Annotated in this window: 22 protein-coding genes; 20 read left to right on the top strand and 2 right to left on the bottom strand. The window is 44.6% G+C overall.

Annotated features, from left to right (window positions below):
• Positions 1–353: 353 nt before the first annotated feature.
• From dapF to mnmA, 7 genes are all read left to right on the top strand, one after another.
• Complete coding sequence (gene dapF, locus IV64_RS07640; protein WP_083491605.1) at positions 354–1,355, top strand: diaminopimelate epimerase; 1,002 nt, start codon at positions 354–356, stop codon at positions 1,353–1,355.
• Between the two features lie 184 nt (positions 1,356–1,539).
• Positions 1,540–2,094: an NUDIX hydrolase gene (locus IV64_RS07635; protein WP_057706678.1), complete on the top strand. Its 555-nt coding sequence runs from the start codon at positions 1,540–1,542 to the stop codon at positions 2,092–2,094.
• On the top strand, positions 2,094–2,348 hold the full coding sequence (locus IV64_RS07630) for a hypothetical protein (protein ID WP_057706677.1): 255 nt from the start codon (positions 2,094–2,096) through the stop codon (positions 2,346–2,348). The genes IV64_RS07635 and IV64_RS07630 overlap by 1 nt, the downstream gene beginning before the upstream one ends.
• 17 nt (positions 2,349–2,365) lie before the next feature.
• A complete protein-coding gene (locus tag IV64_RS07625; protein WP_057706676.1) occupies positions 2,366–3,061 on the top strand; it encodes a 5'-methylthioadenosine/adenosylhomocysteine nucleosidase in 696 nt (231 codons plus the stop codon).
• A 57-nt stretch (positions 3,062–3,118) separates the two neighbouring features.
• Positions 3,119–4,270 carry a cysteine desulfurase family protein gene (locus IV64_RS07620; protein ID WP_057706675.1) on the top strand — a complete coding sequence of 384 codons (1,152 nt, stop codon included), beginning with the start codon at positions 3,119–3,121 and terminating at the stop codon, positions 4,268–4,270.
• 20 nt (positions 4,271–4,290) lie between these two features.
• Entirely contained in the window at positions 4,291–4,632 is a 342-nt protein-coding gene (locus IV64_RS07615; RefSeq protein WP_057706674.1) for a DUF1831 domain-containing protein, read from the top strand.
• A 3-nt stretch (positions 4,633–4,635) separates the two neighbouring features.
• Positions 4,636–5,874: a tRNA 2-thiouridine(34) synthase MnmA gene (gene mnmA / locus IV64_RS07610; protein WP_338033755.1), complete on the top strand. Its 1,239-nt coding sequence runs from the start codon at positions 4,636–4,638 to the stop codon at positions 5,872–5,874.
• A 764-nt stretch (positions 5,875–6,638) separates the two neighbouring features.
• Here mnmA and IV64_RS07605 read toward each other — a convergent pair.
• Positions 6,639–7,664: a LacI family DNA-binding transcriptional regulator gene (locus tag IV64_RS07605; RefSeq protein WP_057706672.1), complete on the bottom strand. Its 1,026-nt coding sequence runs from the start codon at positions 7,662–7,664 to the stop codon at positions 6,639–6,641.
• A 214-nt stretch (positions 7,665–7,878) separates the two neighbouring features.
• Between IV64_RS07605 and IV64_RS07600 the strand changes: the two genes are divergently transcribed.
• From IV64_RS07600 to IV64_RS07540, 13 genes are all read left to right on the top strand, one after another.
• Positions 7,879–8,589, top strand: coding sequence for a transaldolase (locus IV64_RS07600; protein ID WP_057706671.1), 711 nt, complete (start codon positions 7,879–7,881; stop codon positions 8,587–8,589).
• Between the two features lie 38 nt (positions 8,590–8,627).
• Complete coding sequence (locus tag IV64_RS07595; RefSeq protein ID WP_057706670.1) at positions 8,628–10,310, top strand: PTS system mannose/fructose/sorbose family transporter subunit IID; 1,683 nt, start codon at positions 8,628–8,630, stop codon at positions 10,308–10,310.
• Positions 10,311–10,322: 12 nt separating this feature from the next.
• Complete coding sequence (locus IV64_RS07590; protein WP_057706669.1) at positions 10,323–10,754, top strand: PTS sugar transporter subunit IIA; 432 nt, start codon at positions 10,323–10,325, stop codon at positions 10,752–10,754.
• Positions 10,726–11,199: a PTS sugar transporter subunit IIB gene (locus tag IV64_RS07585; protein WP_057706668.1), complete on the top strand. Its 474-nt coding sequence runs from the start codon at positions 10,726–10,728 to the stop codon at positions 11,197–11,199. Before IV64_RS07590 ends, IV64_RS07585 begins: the two co-directional genes overlap by 29 nt.
• A 168-nt stretch (positions 11,200–11,367) precedes the next feature.
• Positions 11,368–12,720 (top strand): TrkH family potassium uptake protein, encoded by a 1,353-nt coding sequence (locus tag IV64_RS07580; protein ID WP_057706667.1) that lies wholly within the window; start codon positions 11,368–11,370, stop codon positions 12,718–12,720.
• A gap of 12 nt (positions 12,721–12,732) precedes the next feature.
• Positions 12,733–13,395, top strand: a complete 663-nt coding sequence (locus IV64_RS07575) for a potassium channel family protein (RefSeq protein WP_057706666.1) — start codon at positions 12,733–12,735, stop codon at positions 13,393–13,395.
• 290 nt (positions 13,396–13,685) lie between these two features.
• Positions 13,686–16,805 (top strand): mucin-binding protein, encoded by a 3,120-nt coding sequence (locus IV64_RS07570; protein ID WP_057706665.1) that lies wholly within the window; start codon positions 13,686–13,688, stop codon positions 16,803–16,805.
• 241 nt (positions 16,806–17,046) lie between these two features.
• The gene (locus tag IV64_RS07565; protein ID WP_057706664.1) at positions 17,047–17,712 is read left to right on the top strand and encodes a histidine phosphatase family protein; all 666 of its coding nucleotides are present in this window, start codon (positions 17,047–17,049) and stop codon (positions 17,710–17,712) included.
• Between the two features lie 12 nt (positions 17,713–17,724).
• Positions 17,725–18,420, top strand: coding sequence for a tetratricopeptide repeat protein (locus IV64_RS07560; RefSeq protein ID WP_057706663.1), 696 nt, complete (start codon positions 17,725–17,727; stop codon positions 18,418–18,420).
• A 12-nt stretch (positions 18,421–18,432) separates the two neighbouring features.
• Positions 18,433–20,943, top strand: coding sequence for an SF1B family DNA helicase RecD2 (gene recD2 / locus IV64_RS07555; RefSeq protein ID WP_057706662.1), 2,511 nt, complete (start codon positions 18,433–18,435; stop codon positions 20,941–20,943).
• Positions 20,944–21,081: 138 nt separating this feature from the next.
• Positions 21,082–22,047: a ribose-phosphate diphosphokinase gene (locus IV64_RS07550; protein ID WP_057706661.1), complete on the top strand. Its 966-nt coding sequence runs from the start codon at positions 21,082–21,084 to the stop codon at positions 22,045–22,047.
• A 377-nt stretch (positions 22,048–22,424) separates the two neighbouring features.
• Complete coding sequence (locus tag IV64_RS07545) at positions 22,425–23,873, top strand: C40 family peptidase (protein WP_057706660.1); 1,449 nt, start codon at positions 22,425–22,427, stop codon at positions 23,871–23,873.
• A 166-nt stretch (positions 23,874–24,039) separates the two neighbouring features.
• On the top strand, positions 24,040–24,243 hold the full coding sequence (locus tag IV64_RS07540) for a hypothetical protein (protein ID WP_057706659.1): 204 nt from the start codon (positions 24,040–24,042) through the stop codon (positions 24,241–24,243).
• Between the two features lie 54 nt (positions 24,244–24,297).
• Here IV64_RS07540 and IV64_RS07535 read toward each other — a convergent pair whose 3' ends face one another.
• On the bottom strand, positions 24,298–25,257 hold the full coding sequence (locus IV64_RS07535) for a diacylglycerol/lipid kinase family protein (protein WP_057706658.1): 960 nt from the start codon (positions 25,255–25,257) through the stop codon (positions 24,298–24,300).
• Positions 25,258–25,260: the final 3 nt, after the last annotated feature.

The raw sequence follows: 25,260 nt of genomic DNA, 5'->3' as shown, positions 1-25,260 counted from the left end.
AGTAAATTCATTTTTAGCGGAGTCGAACAGAGTTGGTGTGCTGTGTCGGCAAGATTGGCGAATGATTCTTGCGCCAATCTTGCGGGACAATACAAAGACGTGGGTTATCGGCTTTGTATTGAGGGAGCAGACCGTACTTTGGCTGCGACCGTCCCCCGTAGCACGCAATTCTGTTCGGCGGAGCGGATGGGGCGAGGTTTGAAATTTAAGGCTGAAAGCGGTCAATAAGGGCTAATGACAAACTATTTCTATGTTATAGCGTTGTTTTAGTCCTTGGTAATTGAATTTTCATGAAAAAATAAGTATGATAATGAAGTAGTAAATTAGTGAATTTATATAAAGATAGGATGCTGATGGCAGTGAAAATGATCAAGGTTCACGGTTCCGGTAATGATTTCTACTTATTGGATCAAACACAATTTCCAGAACCGTTATCTGATGCGGATTTAAAACAGCTTGCAATTAACATTTGTAAGCGGGATGGTGCTGGCCTTTATGATGGTGCCGATGGGGTTTTAGTCGTTGATAAATCCGAACATTCCCAAGTACTTGGTCGGATGCGTGTCATCAACGCCGACGGAACCGAAGCTAGCATGTGTGGTAACGGCTTACGGACCGTTGCGCGTTATTTAGGCACCCAAAACAGTCAAGAAGCGTTCAAAGTACAGACGATGTATGCTGACTTAAAGGTTCAAGCAGTTGCCGATTTGGCTGAGAACGTGCCAGCCTTTAGTGCTGAAATTTCGCCGGTGTCATTCGATGCTAAGACGATTGGGATGCATGCTAATAATGAAGCAGCAACCATCATTAACGAAAAAATTCCAGCGTTATCTGCTGATTTGAAGTTCTCCGCCGTTGCAGTGCCTAATCCACATTTGATTGCTTTTGTGGATCATGACACTTTGGTTGGTCCTGAATTGGGACGAATCGGTCAATGGATGAATGACGGCAAGAACGCCATTTTCCCAGACGGTGTCAACGTTAGCTTTGTCGAAGTGTTAGGCAAAAATGCGATCTTTGTCCGGACGTTTGAACGGGGCGTCGGGTTCACGAATGCCTGTGGAACGGCCATGTCCGCTTCTTCATTGATGTACGTTTTATTACATCAAGAAAGCACCGATTTCAACCAAGAAATTAAGGTAACCAATCCTGGTGGGATGGTTAAAACCGTTGTACACCAAGGTGCTGACGAAGAGTACTGGATGGAATTGATTGGTAACGCGACCTTCGTCCGGATCGTCACGCTACCCGTAGAATCAGCGTTAGCTGCGGATTACAGTGAAGCCAGTGCGACTGAAACCGGCGAACAAGCCGCTTATGAAGACTTCGTTGCATCGTTAACTACTGCTAAGTAATAAGCAGTACTGCGGCGAACGTAATCGTTAGTGAGGGATGGGGCTCTAGGCACCATCCCTTTTTGATGGTCGGGTTCGTTAAAAATATTGTAATTTATGTTTAGAATCGGACTGAAAATTGCATTCGTTGCTAAAAATCGGTATCCTTATTGAGAAAGCAATCCACAGGAAGAGGGTTCTGGGCATGAATTTTGAAGAACGAGTCCAAAGTCGCCAGACAGTTTTTCAGGGTGGCTTAGTGCAGGTCGAAAAGCAAGAAGTCACGTTACCGAATCAGACGACGGCGACACGTGAAATTGTGCGCCATCAACCAGCCATTGCCGTTTTGATGGTCACCAGTGCACGGCAGCTGATTCTTGAAAAACAGTGGCGAACGGCGACTAACGGCGTAACCTTAGAGATTCCGGCAGGAAAAGTTGAAGCCGGTGAGTCGATGGACGCGGCCGCAGTTCGTGAATTAAATGAAGAGACGCGCCTCAAAGCGGCTTCAATTCAACCGGTGGCGCAGTTTTACACGTCTCCCGGTTTTACGGATGAATTCATGAAACTCTACGTGGCAACGGGCTTAACGGCGGTTAAGACAGCTTTGCCACAGGATGCCGATGAACAGATTCAGTTAGTCTACTTGGATTTACCAACGGCGTTGCAACAAGTTGCAGCGGGTACGATCCAAGATGCAAAGACGGTTATGGCAATCTGGTATTGGCAGAGCCACCCTGAGTTAGGAGTTGAAGGCTAGTGGCAGATGAAGATCGAATGACGCGGCGGCAATACCGGCGGCGCCAAACTGAAACCAAGCCGGACGACGATGATTCGGATTATGCCGATCAATCGGGGCGTACGTCGGCTTCGCGGCAAGCGTACGCTGCAGAAAATAACCGGGCGCTTGAAGAAGCTAAGACCAAACGGCTTGCGCGAAAACTAAACTGGGTCATTTTGGGCCTAGTATTAGGAATTATCGCGGTCTTTTTAATATTATTTTTAACCCCATAGGAAAGTAGGATGTAGACATGAAATTTGGTATTATTTGTGCGATGGAAGAAGAACTAAAAACGTTGCGAGAGGCGTTACAAGGTGAAAAGGTCGTTGCCATTAAGGACATCACCTTTTACGATGGCACAATCGATCAACAAGAAGTTGTGTTAGTTCAATCCGGAATTGGTAAAGTTCAGGCAGGGATGACGACGGCCCTCATGATTACGAACTTTGACGTTGACGTTGTGATCAACTCGGGTTCTGCTGGCGGAATTGGTGCCGGCTTGTCCGTTGGTGACGTGGTCGTTGCCACTAAGACGGCGTACCATGACGTGGACGCAACGGCGTTTGACTATGAATACGGTCAGTTACCACAACAACCCCTGTATTACGAAACCGATGAACACTGGGTTAAAGCAATCATGGCCGCTGCTAAGGCGACCGGCTTAAATGCAAAGACTGGTTTAATTGTGTCCGGGGACCAATTCGTTGCTGGTAAAGCAGCCACGGATAAGATCTTGGCACACTTCCCAGACGCATTATCGAGTGAAATGGAAGGGGCAGCCATTGGTCAAGCAGCCCACCAATTTAACACACCGTACGTTGTCATTCGTGCCATGTCTGACGTGGGTGACGAAGATGCTGGTGTTACGTTTGACGAGTTTATCCTTGAAGCGGGAAAGCAATCAGCCGCAATGTTACTAGCATTGTTTAAAGCACAAAATAAATAGGCTTAGACGATTCGTTGTTTGAACTTGAAATAAGTTTTTTTAGAAGGAAGTATTGTAATGAAGCAAGTGTACCTAGATAATGCCGCGACAACGCCCATGGCAGCGTCCGTCATTCAGACAATGACCGATCAAATGACCAATAACTTTGGGAACGCGTCCAGTACCCATGCATTTGGGCGGGCGGCCCGTGAAGTTTTGGACGATAGTCGGCACATCATTGCCCAAAGTATTAACGCCCCAGATGATGATATTATTTTTACCAGTGGGGGCACTGAAGGTGACAATACGGCCGTGATGCAGACTGCGCTAGCGCGTCAAAGTCTCGGTAAGCACATTATCACAACGGCTGTTGAGCACCAAGCCATCTTAAAGTCAGCAGCCTTTTTGGAAAAGCAGGGTTTTGAAGTCACCTACTTACCAGTTGATCAAAATGGTGATATCAGTATGGCAGACTTAAAGGCCGCACTGCGGCCAGATACCATCCTAGTCTCCATTATGATGGGCAATAACGAAGTTGGCTCACACATGCCAATTCATGAAATTGGTGAGCTGTTAAAGGATCATCAGGCTTGGTTCCATACGGATGCTGTTCAAGCATATGGTTTGTTGGACATCGACGTTCAACGGGACCATATCGACATGCTGTCAACTTCAGCGCATAAGATCAACGGGCCGAAGTTCCTCGGTTTTCTTTACAAACGCAATGGGATTAACTTCCCTAGCTTTGTTAAGGGTGGCGAGCAGGAAGATAAGCGCCGGGCTGGTACCGAAAATGTCCCAGCCATCGCTGGTTTTGCTAAGGCGGTATCGGAATTGACGTCGGCTGAAAAGGCCCATCGTCAGGCGAAGTACCACGAATTTAAGCAATACGTTGTTGACCAGTTGCACCAAAACGGTGTTGATTTTGAGGTGAACGGCTCACTCAGTGAAAACAACCTTCAACACGTTTTGAATTTGTGGATCAAGGGAATTTCAACGTACACGCTCCAAACTAACTTAGATTTGGGCGGTGTTGCGGTTTCTGGTGGTTCAGCATGTACCGCTGGGAGTTTGGAACCTTCACACGTTTTGATCGCGATGTTTGGTGAAGATTCACCACGGATCAGCGAGTCAATTCGGCTAAGCTTTGGTCGGTACACGACTAAGGAAGACCTTGATCAATTTATCACGGTTTTAACGAAGACCGTTAACCGGTTGTTGAAAAAATAATTAAAGGGAGGTGCGGGGGTATGGCATACACCGCAACAGTGAAACTTGATGGCGATACGCAGACCTACGCATTGAGCGCCAACGTTAAAAAATATACATTAATGGATTTGGGATTTGTTAAGGGGCGTTCCGGCGCGTTTAGCTTTGAACGTTCTTTGGACCCCAACACGCCGTATCAAGCAGCGTTTAAAGTTAAGCTGGCCGTTAACGCGGACTTAACTGGCTTTAAGATGTCGACGGTAACGGGGAACGGGATGCAACGCGCTAACATTTTCAAAAATGACGCGCATCCGGAAGCCGTTGAGCAATTACGGTTTATTTTGCAGAGCTTTATTGACCGTGATGTCTTAATTGAAAAGTAATTGATGAAACGCCTGGCTTGCAGCCGGCGTTTTCTTTGTTATAATGGTAAATACTGGACTTGTACGACCTTCAAATCGTGGATTCTCCAGAATCTTTTGGAAATGATGGTGAAAAGTATGACTGATCACAGTAACACGCGTGTCGTTGTCGGCATGAGTGGTGGTGTTGATTCATCCGTTGTGGCGTTGCTTCTTAAGCAGCAAGGCTATGACGTGGTGGGTGTCTTTATGAAGAACTGGGACGATACGGATGAAAATGGTGTCTGTACCGCAACCGAGGATTATAAAGACGTGGCTAAAGTAGCAGATAAGATTGGGATTCCGTACTACTCAATTAACTTTGAGAAGGAGTATTGGGATCGGGTCTTCACGTATTTCTTAGATGAATACAAGAAGGGCCGCACACCTAACCCTGATGTCATCTGCAACAAGGAAATTAAGTTTAAGGCGTTTTTAGATTACGCTATGGACCTCGGGGCAGACTACATTGCAACTGGGCATTACGCCCGTCTCTCACATGATGAGGACGGCACGATGCACCTTCTTCGCGGTGTGGACAGCAACAAGGACCAGACTTATTTCTTGAGCCAGTTGGATTCCGCAACGTTACAAAAAGTAATGTTCCCACTTGGTGAGATGGTTAAGCCTGATGTTCGGAAGTTAGCCTTGAATGCTGGCTTAGCAACGGCCAAGAAGAAGGATTCCGTTGGGATTTGCTTCATTGGCGAGAAGAACTTCAAGGAATTCTTAGGCCACTACTTACCAGCTACGCCTGGTAAGATGATGACCTTTGATGGTGAAGTTAAGGGTGAGCATGCCGGCTTGATGTACTATACCATTGGTCAGCGTCGTGGCCTTGGTATTGGTGGTGACGGTGAAGATAACGAGCCGTGGTTCGTTATTGGTAAGGACTTAAAGAAGAACATCTTGTACGTTGGCAAGGGTTATCATAATCCGCACCTGTACGCGACACATTTGGATGCTTCTGACTTACACTTTGTCACGAACGAAGACCTTGGAAATGACTTCCACGTAACGGCTAAGTTCCGTTACCGTCAGAAGGACTCCGGGGTAACGGTTCACTTTAACGACGATCATACGGCCGTTACGGTGACCTTCGACGATCCGGTCCGGGCCATTACACCTGGCCAAGCGGTTGTCTTTTACCGTGGCGAGGAATGCCTTGGTTCTGGGATGATCGATGCCGCTTACAATGACGAGCGCGTCTTGCAATACATCTAAAGAATTAGATCTTTGGTAAGGTTAAACAAAAGTGGTTCCTGGGCAACGACTGTTGCTGAGAGACTCTAAAAGGAAATCAATTCAATTTTGAATTGGTTTCCTTTTTTATTTTGAATTGAGAATTCAAGCCGAGTTCAGTATAAAAAACATGACCATTGCTTATAATTATCCGCTGCTTGATTGATTTTATTTCTTCGATGAATCTAAAAAAGCATTACTAAGTAGACTGACCCAACTACTTGGTAATGCTCAATAAATTTAAAACTCAAGGTTTAAAGTATTAAATTAGACACAATCGTTGTCATATCAAAGGTTAACGATAAAAAATAGGATTCTTCATCGCTCCGCCGGACAGAATCAGTGGGCTGTGGGGTCGGCTGCAGCCAAGGTACGGGCTTCCGCCTCGCTTGTAAGCCTAAAGCCCAAGTCTTCCAAGACGCCCCGCCATGTCACCTGGCAGGATATGCAAGGCGACATGACCGACACTGCCCACTGGTTCTGCCGGCTTCGCTAGGGTTGATTAAAAGTAAGCTAAATCAATTTTCATCGAAAAATCACCTTAACTAGAGGTCGACCATGATAAATCTGTCGTGGCAGGTGAAATCAGTGGCGACCGGAATAGCTTACAAACAGCCAATTTTGTTAGTCCAGTCATTGATACAACAGTAACTAACCCCTAAATTTAAGTTTCAACCTTTAATTTGAAAGTAATCTAATGTTTGATTCCACATACCTTTTGTATCAAGGCGTGTGGTCGATTTTAGTTAGTGGACCGTGCTTTCCTTAATGACTAATTGTACTGGTACTTTGATGATAGCCGGGGAAACGTCTTTATCTTGAGTAGTCATTTGTTGTAATAGCAGTCGACAGGATTCTTGTGCCAGCTTAGTTGTGTTTTGGACGATAGTCGTAATTTTTGGTGCTGATATCTCAGAGAAGGAGTTTCCATCAAAACCAATGACACTAATGGTTTTGGGGACGTTAATGTTTAGTCGCTGGGCAGCTCTGATAATCATGTAAGCAACGTTATCATTTATACCGAAAATTCCAGCAGGCTTTTTGAGTGAAACAATTTTTTGAAGATAGCTGTCTAAAGATGGAACCGTTTCCAAAAACTTATCTGACGTTAAATCTAGTGAGAGAATTCTTGACTCGATGTCTGTAATTTGATGCTCTTTTAGGACATCCTTAAAAGCACGTACCCGTTCCATGGTAGAGGAAGTTTTCGTTTTAGTCATAATTAAGAAAGGATTTAATTGATGATTCAAAATAAATTTTGTCGCAATTTCACCACCAGTATAATGGTCCGAGGAAACAATTAATTCATTGTGAGAGTGGGGGTCACGGTCTATATAAACTGTCGGAATTGTCGTTGTTTTAATGACTTTTGAATCATCAATTGCACTTGAAATAATAATCAAGCCGTCAACACGATGCTCCATTAAGACTTGTGAATAAGCTGCTTCACGTTCACTACTCCGTTCGGTGTTGCAGATGATACTGGAGTAACCATTTGAAAAGAGTAACTGTTCACATTTTTTAACAATTGCAGAGTAGAATTCGTTGGTAATGTCTGGGACCATAATACCAACAGTGTTAGACTTATTAGATCTTAAGCTGACTGCCAGTTTGTTTTGCTCGTAGCCTAAGTCATTGATTGTTTGGATAACTTTCTTTTGCGTAACTTTTGAAAAGCGCCCAGTGTTATTGATGATTCTAGATACAGTGGTGATTGAGACGCCGCTTGCCTTTGCGACATCTTTGATTGAAACATTATTTTTTTTATTCATACGTGTTTTCCGCCCTTGCTAAAAATAATCTTGACAGTATTGATTATACGTTGTTTAATAGGATTATAAAGTTGTGGAAACGTTTTCGCAAGTTAGCTTAATTATTAACAAAGTAAATAGCAATTCTTATTTTGATAATGTCCTCGCGACATTATCAAAAAATAGGCAATTTGCGTTAACGTTACCGCAAAATTAAAACTTGGAGGTTTTCAATATGTCAAAGTTTAATATCGATATTTATGCTGATGGTGCTTCGGTTGATGGAATGGTTGAAGCTAAGGATAAATGGCCAGTTTCAGGGTTTACAACGAACCCATCTCTGATGAAAAAGGCTGGTGTAAAAGATTATGTTAATTTTGCACAAGATGCTTTAAAGGCAGTTGGTGGGATGCCAGTATCATTTGAAGTTTTCGGTGATGATTTTGATACGATGGAAAAAGAAGCTGTTAAGATTTCGTCTTTGGGTAAAAATGTTTTTGTGAAAATTCCAATTACTAACACTAAAGGTGAATCCTCAGTACCGTTAATTAAAAAATTATCAGCACAAGGTATTCAAGTTAATGTAACCGCTATTTTAACATTGGACCAAGTTAAGGAAGTTTTACCAGTTCTAAAGGCGGGCTCACATAATATTGTTTCTGTATTTGCTGGTCGGGTTGCTGATACTGGTGTTGATCCAATGCCATTGATGAAGGCCGCCGTGGAGTTAACTAATCAGTATGACCAAGCTTGGTTATTATGGGCTAGTTGCCGTGAAGTATTAAATATTTTCCAAGCCGAATCAATTGGTGTTGATATTATCACAGTTACGAATGCAGTCCTTAACAAATTATCAATGGTAGGTAAAGACACTAAAGAATTGTCACTAGAAACAGTTCAAGGATTTCATTCTGATGTTGAAGCTTTAGGTTTTTCAATTCTTTAGTTACTAAATAATTAACATTGAGCTAAGGAGGGCAAAACATGTTATTATCAGCGCTTTTAGTTGCGTTTTTAGCAATAATTTCTCAATGGTGGTTCTTTGCACCGATTACACGTTGTATGACGTATCCTTTAACAACCGGGATTATCGTTGGGGTCTTTATGGGACACCCGATGTTAGGGATGTTAGCTGGTGCTAATATCCAGTTGGTTTATCTTGGCTGGATCAATGCCGGTGGGGTAATGCCAAGTAACACTATGGTTGCAGGTATCTATGGGACTGCTTTAACAATTCTTTCAGGTGCTAATCCTAAACTAGCCGTTACTTTCGCTATTCCATTTAGTCTGTTAGGTTTATTGATGGTACAAATTTACCAAACAATTAACTCTTTCTGGGTACACCGTGCCGATCAAGAGTTGGATAAAGGTAACGTTGGTGCAATTCGTTGGTTGAATTATGTTCCATCATTTATCGTATCATTTGTCGTTTATGGGATTCCAGCATTCTGTTTAGTTTTATTTGGTAAAACTTGGGCAACTGCACTTATTAACGCGATTCCAAAAGATTTAACGACTGCACTTGAAGTTGTTGGTGGCCTAATGCCAGCACTTGGGATTGCGATGTTATTAAACTATCTTGGCAAACGTAGCTTAAATGCATTTTTCATTATTGGATTTTTCTTAGCAGTTTATCTGAAATTAGACATTATGGCGATTGCAATCTTCTCTGCAGCGATTGCGTTCTTAATCTTTGTTAGCCAGACTAGTGGCAAGAAAAATGCGCATCAAACTGCTAAGAAACAAGTTCGTCGTTTGAGCTTAAACAATCGGACTGGTCAAACTGAAGCAGTTGCAACTGATGTTGCTACTGCGAGTGCAGAACCAGAAACAATCAGTGCGGATGATTACAAACGGAAATTAACTCACCGTGATTTAGTTAAGACTTGGCTTTGGGAACAATCAGATGAAGCGGCTTATAATTATGAACGATTACAAGCTCTGGGCTTAACGAACATGATGATTCATCCAATTAGAAAATTGTATGATGACCCTAAACGCCAAGCAGAAGAATTAAAGAAGTATATGGTGTTCTTTAACACTGAACCACACATGGTTGGACCAATCATCCATGGTGTTGCTTTATCAATGGAAGAGGCTCGTGCCAATGGCCAAGCAGTTTCTGAAGATGATATCAATGGTGTTCGGACCGGTTTAATGGGTCCTGCAGCTGGTATCGGTGATACGGTTCAACAAGGAATTCTTTTCCCAATTTTAGCTAGTGTTGGGGCATCTATGGCATTGGCTGGGAATTATCTTGGCCCTATCTTGTTCACGGTTGTCTTTGAACTGATTATCTATTCACTAGGTTATTTCCTATTCATGTTTGGGTATCGTCAAGGTAAGAGTTCTGTTATCCAGATCTTGAAAAATGGTGTGATTGACAAAGTTACTAACGCCTTTAGTATTGTTGGATTGATGGTTGTTGGTGCTATGGCTGCAACTCGAGTTACGGTGAAGACGCCGTTGGTTTGGGAAGTCGGCAAGAGTACGATGAAGTTACAAGCAATCTTGAATACGTTGGCACCAGGATTAATTCCACTAGGGATTACCGTTTTAATTTGGTGGTTAGTTGCTAAAAAAGTAAACCCTACTTGGATTATCATTGGTATCTTTGTCGTTGGGATTGCACTATCTTACCTAAACGTTTTAGGTATTGTAAAATAGGGGGATTAATTAATGGTTGATATTTTACTAATTAGTCACGGCCCGTTCTGTGAAGGGTTACTAGCCAGTTTGCAAATGATTGCGGGTCCACAGGAACATGTAGAAGCGCTATCATTAAAAGAAGGACAGTCACCAGATGATTATCGAGATCAGATTGAGGCGAAACTGAAGACTTTTAAGAAGAAGAGTCTTGTCTTCTGTGACATAAAGGGTGGTACTCCGTATAACTCTGCTGGATTTTTGAAGAGCAAATTTGATTTTGATTTAATTACTGGAATGAACTTACCAATGTTAATTAGTGTTGTGACGACTAGAACTGAAAGCTCAACCGTTGATGAGCTCACAAATACTGCATTGATGAATGAAAACAAAGGCATTGAATTAATTAATCTGTCTAATCAGGGAGGACATAAACATGCAAAACTTAGTCTTAACAAGGATTGATGATCGTTTAATTCATGGTCAAGTCATGACAGCTTGGAGTAAAGTTACAAATGCTGAACAGGTCTTGGTAGTTGATGATGGTGTTGCTAAAGATGATTTTATGATTAACGTTCTCGAGAATGCCATTCCAGAAACAATGGCGATTGGTGTGTTCAATAAAGAGGATGCGGTTACTTTCTTATCCAGTCCTTTGGAAGCGCCAACCATCGTACTGGTAAAAGTACCACAAACCTTGGAATATTTAGTTGACCATGGCATCGATATTTCTCAAATTGATCTTGGTGGTATGGGAGCTAAAAAAGGTCGTGAACGTCTGTATCATACTATTTCAGTTAGTGAGGATGAAAAGGCTTCATTCCAACGTCTAATGGATAAACAGGTTCATGTGTTTATTCAGATTATGCCGCAAAATGAAAAAGTTGAAATGAAAGATTTGTTGAAATAATGACAGTCTATTAAAGATTGAAAGTTAACCGAAAGGAGTCGTTATTAGCGTTAAGTCGCTGATAACGGCTCTTTTTTGAGTAGCCACATTGGTAACTAGATTTCAACCTTGCTTTTCAGCGCCGGGTTGCTTAAGCTAAGGGAAGTATAGCAATTAGGATGGATAAAAATGAAACGATTTGCACGGATTAAACTTTTTGATACATTATCTAAAAAAATGGTTGCGGGCTTTATTGTCTTGATCACGATTGGGAGTATTTTACTGAGCTTACCATGGGCAACGCAAAGCGGGCACACGACTAGTTTTATCAACTTGTTATTTACGGCGACCTCGGCGACTTGCATTACCGGACTGACCGTTGTTAGCACCGCTGATCACTGGACAGCGTTTGGCCAACTGGTAATTTTGGGCTTATCCGAAGTTGGTGCCTTGGGCTACATGACGTTTGCCGTGTTACTATTTAACATTATGCGCCGACAAATTGGGCTTTCGACCCAACTGATGGTCAAGGCGTCGTTGAATTTGGAAAATTTAAGTGACACTAAGAGTGTGATGCGCTACGTGGTTGGCTTATCGCTACTGTTTCAAGTGGGTGGCATGGGCTTGCTGGCAGTCGACTTTATTCCCCGTTACGGTTGGGGCCGCGGGTTATACGTTTCTTTATACCACGCGGTGATGTCATTTTGTAACGCCGGTTTTGACGTATTTGGCGATAGTCTGCTTGGCTTTCGTGGTGACAATTACGTTTTGATCGTAACAATGATCTTAATTGTCGCTGGGGGACTTGGCTTCTTAGTTTGGCGGGACTTACTGCTTTATCACGAACGTAAACGGTTGACGTTAAACTCGAAACTGACCTTACTGACGACGCTAAGCCTGTTTGTCATTGGCTTTTTACTGTTACTCGTGACCGAACGTGATTTAAAGTTACTCCCGACGGGTACGCCGTGGTTTACGCGGACGATTAACACGCTATTCTTAAGTGTGACGCCCCGGACGGCTGGGTTGATTACGATGCCAACTGGACAACTACAAGCCGGGAGTTTATTCGTGCTCATGATTTTGATGTTTATTGGTGGGACGCCTGGATCAACCGCCGGGGGGATCAAAACGACGACCTTTGGGATTTTGATGTTTCAAAGTATTGCGCAGATTCGGGGGCGGCAAGACGTCGAATTTAGTCACCGGCGCTTCAATCAAGAGAATATCAGCCGCGCTTTGTTACTGATCTTTTTAGCCAGCATCGTGATTACGATTGCAACGTTGATCTTGACGCAGACTGAAAAAATACCTAATGGTTTTGGCTTGGAGTACGTCTTATTTGAAGTTTTATCAGCGTTTGGGACGGTGGGGTTAAGTTTAGGGCTCACCCCACACTTAACGGTTATTGGTAAACTGGTAATTATGTTGTTGATGTTTATTGGACGGGTCGGCATTTTTACCTCACTGTACGCGTTGTCTAAACGCCAGGCCAAAGTTAACATGATTCGTTATCCGGCAGAAAATATTTTGATAGGTTAGGAGTGTCCCATAATGAAAAAAAGTTTTGCGGTCTTTGGACTGGGCCGATTCGGTGAGAGCGTTGTTCGCACCCTGGTTGAGGAACATCAAGACGTTTTGGCGGTCGATATTAATGAAGGGCCGGTTAACGAATTGATGGATATCGCAACGCAAACGATGATTGCTGACACCCGCGACGAGGAAGTTTTACGTGATTTAAACGTGGATTCCTTTGACTACGTGATTATTGGAATTGGTAATAATATGGAAGCCAGTATCTTAACGACGATGCTTAGCAAGGAGCTGGGCGCTAAAAAGGTGATTGCGAAGGCTGAAACGAGTGATCAGGGCCGGGTATTACAGCGTGTCGGTGCGGATCAGGTCGTTTTCCCTGAACGTGACATGGGACACGGCATCGTGCGAAAACTGTTGTCTAATCATATCTTGAATTTTATCGACCTCAGCGATGAATACACACTTGCGGCCATTGAAATTACGGACCCTAACTTTGTTGATCAAAATCTAATTGATTTAAACTTACGGGAACGGTTTGGCTTAACGGTTATTGCCATTAAACATGGTAAAAGTATCAACGTGGCACCGCAGCCAACGGATATGATGGCCACGGATGACGTCTTAACGGTGGTCGGCCCGATTAAAGGGGTCAACGCACTGGATGAAGCGTTGAAAAAATAAGACTTAGTAACGATCTTCTTATCAAAGTAGCTTTTCAGGAAACGTTCATTTTCTCGAAAGCTACTTTTTTGATGCAATGAATTTGGTTAAGGAAGCTTTCCTAACTAGGTAAGCGAATGTAAATTAATAAAACAAGACGTGTACAAGCCTGATAATTGTGATGCTTATTTAGTGATGGTATACCTATTGGTAAAGTAAGGGCTAGGCTAATTTCGACTAAATAAAGCGGTATTGGTATACTTTAATTTTTTCGATGAACTGGCTGAGCTTTTAGAAAGGTCGTTTGAACCATGCGTTTAACAAAATTACAAAAGATTCAAAAAATAGCGCAACAAAATCAGCATCAGCAGTTTAAACGCAATTGGAGAACAACGTTGATTTTATTGGGTAGCAGTGCCGGCTTAGGGGCGGGACTATGGACGTTATCCGTTGCAGCTGCCACTACAACGACGACTTCAGTAACCACGCCACCGACAACTGTTAGTTCAGTGACCACTAATTCGACGACCAGTGCAACGGCCGTCACCTTATCAACGGGCAGTACTACTAGTGCAACAACCAGTGCGGCTGCCCCCACGGCGACGACTAGTTCGGGGACCGCGACGCCAGCCAGTGCAGCGACTACGACTACAACTACGACAACTACCACGACTGCAACGACGTCTGCTGGAGCGGGTTTTGTGTTACCGAGTTTAGCAGTTAGTGCGCCTAGCAGCGCCTTTGGCAGTACGGCAAGTGCCGGGACGGTCTCAGCTGCTTCCGGGGCAACCTCAACCACTAGCCAAACTACTAGTCAGGCGACCGCGAGTGCTGGTAGCCAGGCGATGATGAGTGCGGCTAGTCAAGCCGCCAGCTTAGCCGCGTTACCTGACACGACCGTTGTCACGTTTGCTGACCCTGGTCTTGAAGCTAACGTCTTAAGTGATTTGAAGCTGACCGGATCCGTGACGTTGGGAAGCATTCGTCATTTTACCGGTAGTAGCTTCAATATTGGGACGACTAACGTGCCGCTAATGGTGACGTCGTTTAATGGGATGCAGTACTTACAAAGTTTACCGGCCGCAACGACGATTAGCCTCTTCACCAAAACTCAGAATCCGGGCATCGACTTATCGCCATTGGAAAATGATCGTTTTAATCAAATTACTGTTGAGACTCACGATATGTCATTGATGAACTTGAAACCGCTGATATTTATTGACCCGACCACAATTTCAATGGTTCAATTATGTGGGTCAATTAATTCTGATCTGACGGATTATCAAAATAATCCCCAAGGCATGACTAACGCGCAGCTTGCTCAGATTGGGCCGTGGTTGACTGCGATTGGCAATACGTCTTCAGCTAATGGTGGTGCTGATATTAATTTGTCGGATAACTCATTGACTGATTTTTCACCGTTGGGGGGGATCACTAAGCCCACAATGGTAGTAGCAATAGGCGAGCGGGTCAATTACGCAACGACACCGGTAAACTTGGTCATTGGTCAACCGGCGACCTTTACAGCGTTGCCGTTAACTGGGATGGCTGGGGAGTCTTTAACGGGGCACTACCAAGCGACTTTGAGTGGTAGTCCGACGTTAGCTGCAACTGATACGACGCACCCACAGGAACCCGATTTGACGAGTTTAGGAAACGGGCAGTATCAAATTGCAACCGCTTACCCGACGTATCCGAACGTGAACTGGTTTGCTTACGGGTTGCGAGGTTATTACGATTTCACCACGGCACAAGAGTTTTATACGAATTTTGTTGATTTGAATTATCCTAACAGCGTGACCTTTGAGTATGACATTATGGTTTACCAACCGGCCAATTGGCTGACGAATCCAGAGCTAAACGTTAAGTATGATGATGAAACGACGGGAATGCCCCTTCAACCCGCTGAGCTTATCAAGGGGACGACCATTGGTTCAACGTATGATTTGACCCCCGAGACGACGATCGCGGGTTATCGATTTGATCCGGAACGCAGTAGTTCACCTACTGGAAAGTATACGCAGGATCCGCAAGCACTGACATTTTCATTTGAGCGGCAAGCTGCTGGCGGACTGACAATTAACTATGTCGATGCGGCGGGACAAACGATTGCACCAAGTACGACCATTGGAGGGTATGTCGGGGCAACTTATCAGAGTACACCGCTAACGATTCCGGGATATACGTATCAAAAATTAGCTGCGACGAGTCTGCCAGTTAGTGGAACGTTACCACTTGCAGCCGGAACGATTGACTATCAATACACGGCCAATAAATTAACCCGAACGGTTCAGTACCGGGACGTGACGACGGATCAAGTATTGGCAAGTGATCCGGTGACGGGGGCTTACAAGAGTGTGGCTAGTTATGATCCGGCTGCGACAATTGCGGCTTACGAGGCAAAGGGCTACCAGTTGATGACCAATAATTGTCCGACTGGTGGGGCGTTGTTTGAAGACCCAACGCCAACTGCGACCTATGAAGTTGAACTGGCACACAAAACGGCAGTACTGACACCGGCGACACCAAGCCTTCCCGCTGACGTGACGCTGGAACAGCAAGTCAATCGAACGGTTAATTATGTCAGTCCAACTGGAACTTTAGTTGCGGCGCCAATGCAACAGACACTTAATTTTACGCGCAGTGCACTACGCGACTTGGTCACCGGTGATACAACGTACGGTCCGTGGACGCCAACTGCGTCAACCGGGTTTGACGCAGTCACGCCACCGACGATTCATAACATGGTGCCAGATGTTAGTGTCATTCCCGCGGAGGATACGGTTACGGCGTCAACTCCAGATAAAGTGGTTACGGTGGTCTACACACCGGCTGGCCCGTCAGACGTTGTTAACGACGAACCGACTAGTGGCGCGGAATCAAGTGCTAGTTCCAGTTCAACGACCAATTCAGGGGCAAGTTCTAGCTCTAGTGAAAGCACTAGCTCGAGCGCAGGCGCGGGTTCCAGCGAGAGTACTGGATCAAGTTCAAGCGCTGGCTCGGCCACAGGCAGTGCGCCGGAATCGGCGGCTCAGTCTGAAGCAGCACCAGCAATTGAGATTGACCAATCAGGAACACCAATCCAGCTAAGTGCGACTAATCAGCCGACGGTGTCCGTGGCAACCCCAGTACCAGCTACTAGGCCTGCAGTTTCAACGCCGATCTTATCCAAAAAGCCAACAGTAGCGCCGGTTGTTAATGGTCAGCCAGCCGCTCATTCAAAGGTTGCGTCGGCCCAGTCCGCAGCGACCCCAACAGGAATTGACTCGAGCTGGTTGAGGGGAATCAAACCGAGTCAACCGGTAGCAGGTGCAAGTCAGTTACCGCAAACTAATGAGCAGAAACCTGCGACAACGGTGTTCGGATTGATCCTAATTGTTTTAGGTAGTTTGATGGTAGGGATGAAGCGTTTGTTTAAACGTGAACGTTAAACGATTTCATTGAAGCGCTCGGAATTTTGTTGATTCCGGGCGTTTTTAGTTTGTCATGGAAGATTAAGTTTGAGTATTAAGGGGAATCTAGAAACTAGCTGGTTGATATGAAAGACATCAATTCTAGTTTACATAATTTTAGTTTAAAGTAGTAACCCGACTTTTGAAAACTGACTTGAAAACTGGCATAATAGAAGTTATATAGTAGGGTCGATTGTGGCCTAGATGAGGAAGTAATGATTTGACAAAACTATTATTTATTCGTCATGGTAAAACGGAATGGAACTTAGAGGGACGTTACCAAGGGTCTCAAGGAGATTCACCGTTGTTACCAGCGAGTTACCAAGAAATTCATCAGTTAGCTTCGGCGCTACAAGATCTGAAATTTAGTCACATTTACGTCAGTCCGCTAAAGCGTGCTCGTGATACTGCGATGACGCTCAAACATGACTTGACCCAGCCAGATTTACCAGTGACGGTTTTAAGTCGGTTACGCGAGTTCAATTTAGGCAAAATGGAAGGCATGGCGTTTACCGATGTCCAGGCCCAATACCCCACTGAATTTGAAGCTTTTCGTAACCATCCAGACCAGTACGATCCGACGGCGATTCAGGGTGAGAGTTTTCAACAGTTATTGAAGCGAATGCAACCAGCAATTCGGCAAATTGTCGCTGCTAATCCAAAGCGCGAGGACAACGTGTTGATCGTTAGCCACGGTGCGGCGTTGAACGCACTTGTTAATACGTTACTTGGTGCGTCACTAGCGACCTTACGGGATCGGGGCGGTTTATCCAATACCTCTACGACGATTTTGGAAACACGTGATCGTGGCAAGAGTTATAAACTACTAGATTGGAACGATACGTCGTACTTATCACGGCGACCTGATCCGACTGATACCATTTAAGGGGGATGCCCGATGACAAAAAACAATTCAACGTCACGGCCAAGTAAAGCTGAGCAGCAAGCATTAGTGCATCAGCTCATTCAAAAAATTGACGCCCAACCGGAAGCCTATCAAGCTTATTATGAGTTAACGGTATTGTTGACGGCTGGTCAAGATTTTGAACAAGCGGAAGCACTGGCAATGAAGGCCTTAGGAAAGTTTGCAGCTGATGGACAAGTGGCGGACTTGTTTCGTTACGCACTGGGTAATGTCTATTATCAGGCCCAAGCGTATGACAAAGCCCTGCCATTTTATCAGCAAATTAAAGATCCAAAACTAAAAACTGATGCGTACTTAATGATTGGACAGTCGTTGATGGCTAAAAAGGATTATCAGCATGCGTTAGTTTGGGCGCTCACCGCACAAGAAGCACAGCCACATAGCTTAGACACCAATTTGCTAGTAGCAGATATATTACTTGCATTAGGCAATAATAATCAAGCATACGATTACTATCAACAAGCTTATCAAGCTGACACGCATTCTGGACGGGCCGCTTTCAACGTCGGCTTAACGGCGATGGTGATTGGTCAACCGTACGCGGATTGGTTTGCCAAGGCCCAACGATTGGATTCAGCTTACTTTAAAGAACACCAACAACAGTTGTCAGATATTGAAAAGACGTTGGCCGCCCAGCAAAATGGCGATGACCAATCAACGGAAGTGTAAGGAGGTTCCTTAGTGACGAGTGATCAAGTAAATTTGTTTTCAAATAATCCGACTAACGAGTCGGTCACCCACTTTATTGTTGGTAAAGTGGCGGCCGTCTTTTTTAGTAGCGCTGACAGTTTTTATAAAGTTTTACTAGTTAAGGTCAGCGAGCAAAATATTGATTGGCACGAAGATGAAATTGTCGTTACGGGGAACTTTGCTGATATTCAGGAAGAAACCACTTATCGTTTTACGGGGCGGAGTGTCCGTCACCCGAAGTACGGGGTTCAATTTCAAGCGGATAATTATCAAAACCAAACGCCGACGTCACGCAGTGGTTTGATTGCGTATTTGTCGGGTAGCGACTTTCAGGGACTAGGTCGGCGAACCGCCGAGCGGATCGTGGATACGCTGGGTGAGGATGCAATTGATAAAATTTTAGAAGACCCGACCCTTTTGAAACCAATCGGGTTGCGGGCCAGTGTCGAAAAGACGTTGTTAGAAACCTTACGGGTCAATAACGGACTAGAACAGACGATTATTGGGTTAAATGCGTATGGATTTGGGAGCCGGTTAGCGGCCGCAATCTATGCACGCTATCAGGGAGACACGCTGAACGTGATCCAAGAAAACCCGTATCGCTTAGTTGAAGACATTAAAGGGGTCGGTTTTAAAAAGGCTGATCAGATTGCGACCCAGTTGAAGATCGACCCCCAGGCGGATAGTCGGTTGAAGGCGGCACTGTTAACGGAAATCAATGAGGTTTGCGTACAGAATGGTGATACTTATACGACGGCCAAACCGTTACTGAATGCAACGATGCAGTTATTAGAGTCAGCTCGACACGTCCAGATTGATCCGCAGAAGTTAGCCGATCAGTTGGTGACGCTGGCAAAGGAAAATAAAATCGTTGGCGATGAAAATCGGATTTACTTGAGTGACCTATACGAGTCTGAATGGAAAATTGCTGAACACTTAAAACGCTTAGTTGAAGCGGACAATGATGGTAATGTGACCGAGAAAGCGGTAGAACGTGCAATCGGACACGTTGCTAAAGCGAGCCACTTAACCTATGACAACTCGCAAACGCAGGCGTTGAAGTCGGCAATCACGTCACACGTCTTTCTACTGACGGGTGGTCCTGGGACTGGTAAGACCACGATTATTCGTGGCTTAGTGGCCTTGTTTGCGGAGCTGCACGACGTCTCGCTAGACATTAATCAGTATAAGGACAAACCGTTTCCAATTCTCTTGGCTGCGCCAACCGGACGGGCTGCGAAACGCATGGCCGAAACGACCGGGCTACCCGCTAGCACGATTCACCGGTTATTAGGATTGACTGGTCGTGAAGACGGTCCCGAGGAACCAACCAAAGATTTGGACGGTGGCCTACTGATTATTGATGAAATGTCGATGGTTGATACGACGCTATTCCAGATATTGTTGCAGGCGGTTCCGAGCCATATGCAGGTCATTTTGGTTGGTGATAAGGATCAGTTACCTTCAGTGGGCGCTGGACAAGTTTTTCATGATTTACTGGAGAGTCCGAGCCTACCGCAAATTGAATTGAATACGATCTACCGGCAGGATGACAGTTCTAGTATTATTCCGTTGGCCCACGCCATTAAGAATGGTCGGTTACCGGAGGACTTTACGGTCAATCAAAAGGACCGTTCCTTTATTGCTTGTAACGCGTATCAGGTCAATCACATCGTAGAGCAGGTAGTCGCCAAGGCTAAGTCAAAAGGCTTTACGTCTGAACAGGTTCAAATTTTGGCACCGATGTATCGGGGCGCAGCTGGGATTGATCAGTTGAATATAACCGTTCAAAATATTTTCAATCCGTTGAAATCGGCCCGCCAAAAACACTTAGAATACAACGGGCAAGATTTTCGGGTGGGTGACAAAGTATTACACTTAGTCAATTCACCCGAAGACAACGTTTTTAATGGTGATATTGGTAAAATTGTTGGCATCGACCTGGCAAGCGATAAGCATAATGAGTCGAAGAAAGACCAAATAACTATTGCCTTTGACCAGAATGAAGTGACTTATGGCCGCGCGGATTGGAACCGGCTAACGTTGGCATACAGTATGTCGATCCATAAGTCGCAGGGGAGCCAGTTTAAGATGGTGATTTTGCCCTTAGTTCCCCAGTTCGCACGGATGTTACAACGCAACTTACTGTATACGGCAATTACACGGGCGGAAGAAACGTTGATCTTGCTCGGTGATATGCAGTCATTTGAACGTAGTGTGACGAATGAGTCGGTCAACCGGCAGACAACGCTGACTAAAAGGCTACAGCAGGTCTTTGACGGTGATCAAGCGACACCTGCAGTTCCTGATGCAACACCGACTAGTGCGGTGGCTTCGACGGAACCAGCGCCTGAATCAGAATCAGCACCTGCTGAACCGGAAGCTCAACCAGCCGATAGTGGGCCGCACGAGCTTACGCCGGCGTTAGTGGTTGCGGGTAAAATCGACCCGATGATTGGGATGCAAGGGATCAAACCGGAAGATTTCATGCCCCAAGCTTAGCTTTGAAAAACAGATGCCATTAACAATCATTTGGGTGAAGGCTAATTATTATAAAAAAATGGTGACTAACAGTTTTTTAGTCATCGATACTGTTATAATCATGGTATATGTCATGAAAATATTTTTATGGAGGTCGTTATGTCAACAGACGAATCTTATGCCAAACTAAAATTGTTTGCGTTAAATTCTAACCTGCCGTTAGCGAAGAAAATTTCTGAGCGTGTTGGAATTCCACTCGGAAAAAGTTCCGTTAAGCGTTTTAGTGATGGGGAAATTCAGATTAATATTGAGGAAAGTATTCGGGGTGCCGAGGTTTTCGTTATTCAATCGATTTCGGACCCAGTTAACGATACGATTCTGGAACTATTAATTATGATTGACGCGTTGCGCCGGGCTAGTGCTAGTGAAATCAACGTGGTGATTCCATACTATGGTTATTCACGTCAAGACCGCAAAGCACGCTCGCGGGAACCAATCACCGCAAAACTAATTGCGACGTTACTTGAAAAGGATCGGGCAACGCGAATTTTAACGATTGATTTGCACGCTGCTCAGATTCAAGGATTTTTCGATATTCCAGTCGATCACTTGCAAGCTGCGCCAATCTTGGCCAGCTACTTCAAGGATCGGGGCATCACTGAAAACTTAGTTGTGGTCTCACCAGATCACGCTGGGGTGTCACGTGCACGGAAGATGGCTGAATTATTAGGCGCGCCGATTGCAATTATCGACAATCGACACCCTGACGATGATGACATTGTGCCAGACAACATCATTGGTGATGTTAAGGATCGCATTGCAATCGTGATTGATGACATGATCGATACGGGAACCCGGTTTGACGTTTCCGCAAAGACCTTAAAAAAGGCAGGGGCCGCCAAAATTTATGGCTGTGCAACCCATGCCATTTTCTCACAGGATGCACCAACCAAGTTGGAAGCTTCGCCATTGGAAAAGGTAATTGTTACTGATACGATTCAAATTCCAGAGAGCAAACAGTTCAACAAGTTAGTACAACTATCCGTGGGACCATTGTTGGGTGATGCAATTAAATTGATTCATGAACAACAACCAGTTGATGGTTTATTTGATCCTAAACTTTAAGAAAATCTAACGGGGGACTCAGTGATAAAAAGCTGAGTTCTTTTTTAGTTTGTTTGGAAAAGTTAGTAACCGGTTGCTTGTATACTGATAGTGAACGTTTTCATAGACCGTTTAAATGATAGATTATCGTATTGTTAGCTATTCGTTTAACGTAATAAACGCCGATTTGACGGTCATTTGTATAGAACGCCGATTATTAATTAATTTTCGAAATAAACTCGCTGTTTCGTAAAAAAATAAGTAATTCTAGTTTGTATTTTTCTAAATTGTGCTACAATAAAATTATGATTTGTAAAAGACGTTAAGCTTTTCTTAAGATTACAACTAGATTACAACTTGATCGCCTCGATTTGATGTTTCTAAAAGGAGTGAATTTAATGTCACAAGCACATACAACGGGCAAGGTTCTAGCCGGTACGGTTGGTGCCGTTGGATTATTGCTTGCTACAGGACAAGCTGCCAATGCTGCCTCGGTCACCGTTAAGTCTAACGATACCGTTTGGAGTCTCGCTCAAGAACATGGTGTTTCCGTCAAAAGCATTGAAAAGTTAAATAAGATTCAAGCGCTTGACGAAAAGACTGATTTAATTTTTGTTGGTCAAAAAATTCAGGTTAGCGGTTCAAAAAAGGACGCTAAAGCAACTACCAGTACGACTAAAACCAAGTCAGTTTCAACAGCTAAAGGTACATATACCGTTAAAGCTGGGGATACGCTTTGGGCACTTGCTGATCAATATCACACATCCGTACACGCCTTACAGACGTTAAACGGGTTATCCGGTGATGTGATTCTTGTTGGACAGTCCATTCAAGTTCCAGGGGCCACAACAAAGAGTGCTGCAACACCAGCTGTTGCTAAGGATGCCACTAAGGCTACTAGCGAATCTGCTAAAACGGATTCGACTAGCGCAGTTTCTGCAACGAGTTCTAGTTCAGAAGCTTCCGCAACTAGTAGCACTGAAAGTACCAGTGCAGCTTCGGTAAGTAGTCAGTCAACCAGTACGAGCTCGGCAAGTCAGGATGCCACTAGTGCAAGTACGACCTCAGTCGCTAAGGATGATTCTACTAGTACAACGAGTGCTAGTTCAGTCGCCACGACTAATTCGACGAGCGCCAGCTCACAAGCGCCTAAGAAGACGGTTTACAAGACTGCCGTTGCTGAGACTAGCAGTAGTAGTACTGCCAGTGCAGCCAGTCAAGCACCTGCTTCAGCAGCAAGCTCATCGACAACTCAGACGCAGAGTCAGAGTTCAGCAACGAGTGCCAGCTCACAAGCACCCGTATCAGCTGCTCAGAGTAGCAGTACAACTTCGACGGCCAGCCAGGCATCCAGTTCAGCTGCAACTTCATCGTCAACTGCAACGAGTCAAGCTAGTCAACAGAGTTCAAGTGCTGCGTCAACGACTAACACGGCCAACACTAGTACTAACAACAATGCAGCCGCTAATAACAATGCCGACTTAGCAACTGGTTCAGTTACGGGCTTAGCATTGAAGTTAGCCGGCGCCAACATTCCATACGTATGGGGTGGTGCTAGCCTTTCTGGGATGGACTGTTCTGGATTGGTATCGTATGTTTACCAACACGCTGCGGGCATCTCATTGCCACACAGCACCATTGCACAAGAAGGCTACGTTACGACGCACTCAGTTGCTGATGCCAAACCAGGAGATATCTTATTCTGGGGTTCTCGTGGTTCAACGTATCACGATGCCATCTATATTGGTAACAACCAGTATGTGGCCGCACCACAAACTGGTCAAAACGTGAAGGTTTCAACAATTAGTTCATACTTCATGCCAAGTTTTGCCGGTACGCTTAAATAACGTCAATTAGTGAAACAGCCAGTTCTCGTCGATAGGCGGGAGCATGGCTGTTTTTATGTTTAAGAAAATCAAATTTTATGATTTAAACTTCACTAAGAATGTGGTATATTAAATTTGCTGTTTTTCTAATGGAAAACTAGGACATTGTTTTAAGGGAGTGTTTAAAGTGAGTAACAGATTTGAGATCCTGGAAGAGTACCAAGAAGCTAATACCGAATTAGACCGGCTAAAAGGGCTGGTTGTGCGCCAGCAGGATCGCTCACGGGTCATAACGATTTACCCGCACTTAAAGGAGCGGGTGAGTCACTTGTCCCAAAAATGTGAACAACTTGATATGCTTCTGGAAGCAATTAACGCTTCAGAGGACTAGTATAATAAAAAAGGATCCCGTCACTTTAAAAAGTGCGGGATCTTTTTAATTGGATTAATGATGATTGTGAATACTAGTATCAATCCAAAATGGATACGGTTTGGATGAAAAGTAGAGATCGTAGTTCCGATTACCGATAATCTGACCGTCCATTTGACCAACTTCTACCGAATTGACGAGTAGGTGCAACTGGTTGCTGCGGTAGTGGTGCACAAAACGTGAATTAAGGTGCCGGCCACCCATAAGCAATAGGAAAAACAGCCACATAATGGTCCACCAATGCGGTTCTTCAACAACGATTAGTTCTAATTGATCATCGTGTAAGTCCGCTTGTGGAAGAATTTTGACGCCACCGCCAAAATAAGGATGATTTGACGTGGTACATAAAAAGGCGTGCTTGTAGTAGTCGCGTTTCCGACCGACGTGCACGGTCAGCGGAAAGCCTTCTTGTTGTGAGTAAGCTTTTAGGGCGTTACTCAAGTAGGCCCATTTGCCTAGTCGGCCCTTTTGTTTACTCCGATTAGTGTCATCAACGATTTGGGCATCAAAACCTAACCCAACGTTGTTAACGAAGTAACGGTGTTCGTTTTTTAGCGTTTCGTGATAATAGCCGATGTTGAGATCACGTGGCCGCATGTTATTTAAAACTTGGGCGAGGGCAATCTCAGGATCGGTGGCCATACCTAGCGCCCGGGCAAAATCGTTCCCGGAACCACCTGGAATATAGCCTAATGGGATTCGATGCGTGCGAGGGACTTGCATAAGGCCGTTTAAGGCTTCATTTAAAGTTCCGTCGCCGCCGATAACTAGTAGGACTGGGGTAATCTCCTGACGTTCAGGGACGCTTTCAGCGAACTTGGCCGCAAGTCGGGTGGTGTGACCGGCATATTCGGAGACGTGATAGTCAAATTTTATCTGACGTTGTTCAAGAATTGGTTTAACCGTTTCCCAAACATTTTTTCCCCGGCCAGAGCCAGCTAGTTCATTAATTATAATGTCGTATACAGCAATCAAATT

Source organism: Lactiplantibacillus xiangfangensis, from assembly GCF_001438845.1.
Classification (GTDB): domain Bacteria; phylum Bacillota; class Bacilli; order Lactobacillales; family Lactobacillaceae; genus Lactiplantibacillus; species Lactiplantibacillus xiangfangensis.
The sequence above is the reverse complement of the archived record's forward strand: the minus strand, read 5'-3'. Positions and strand labels throughout refer to the sequence as shown.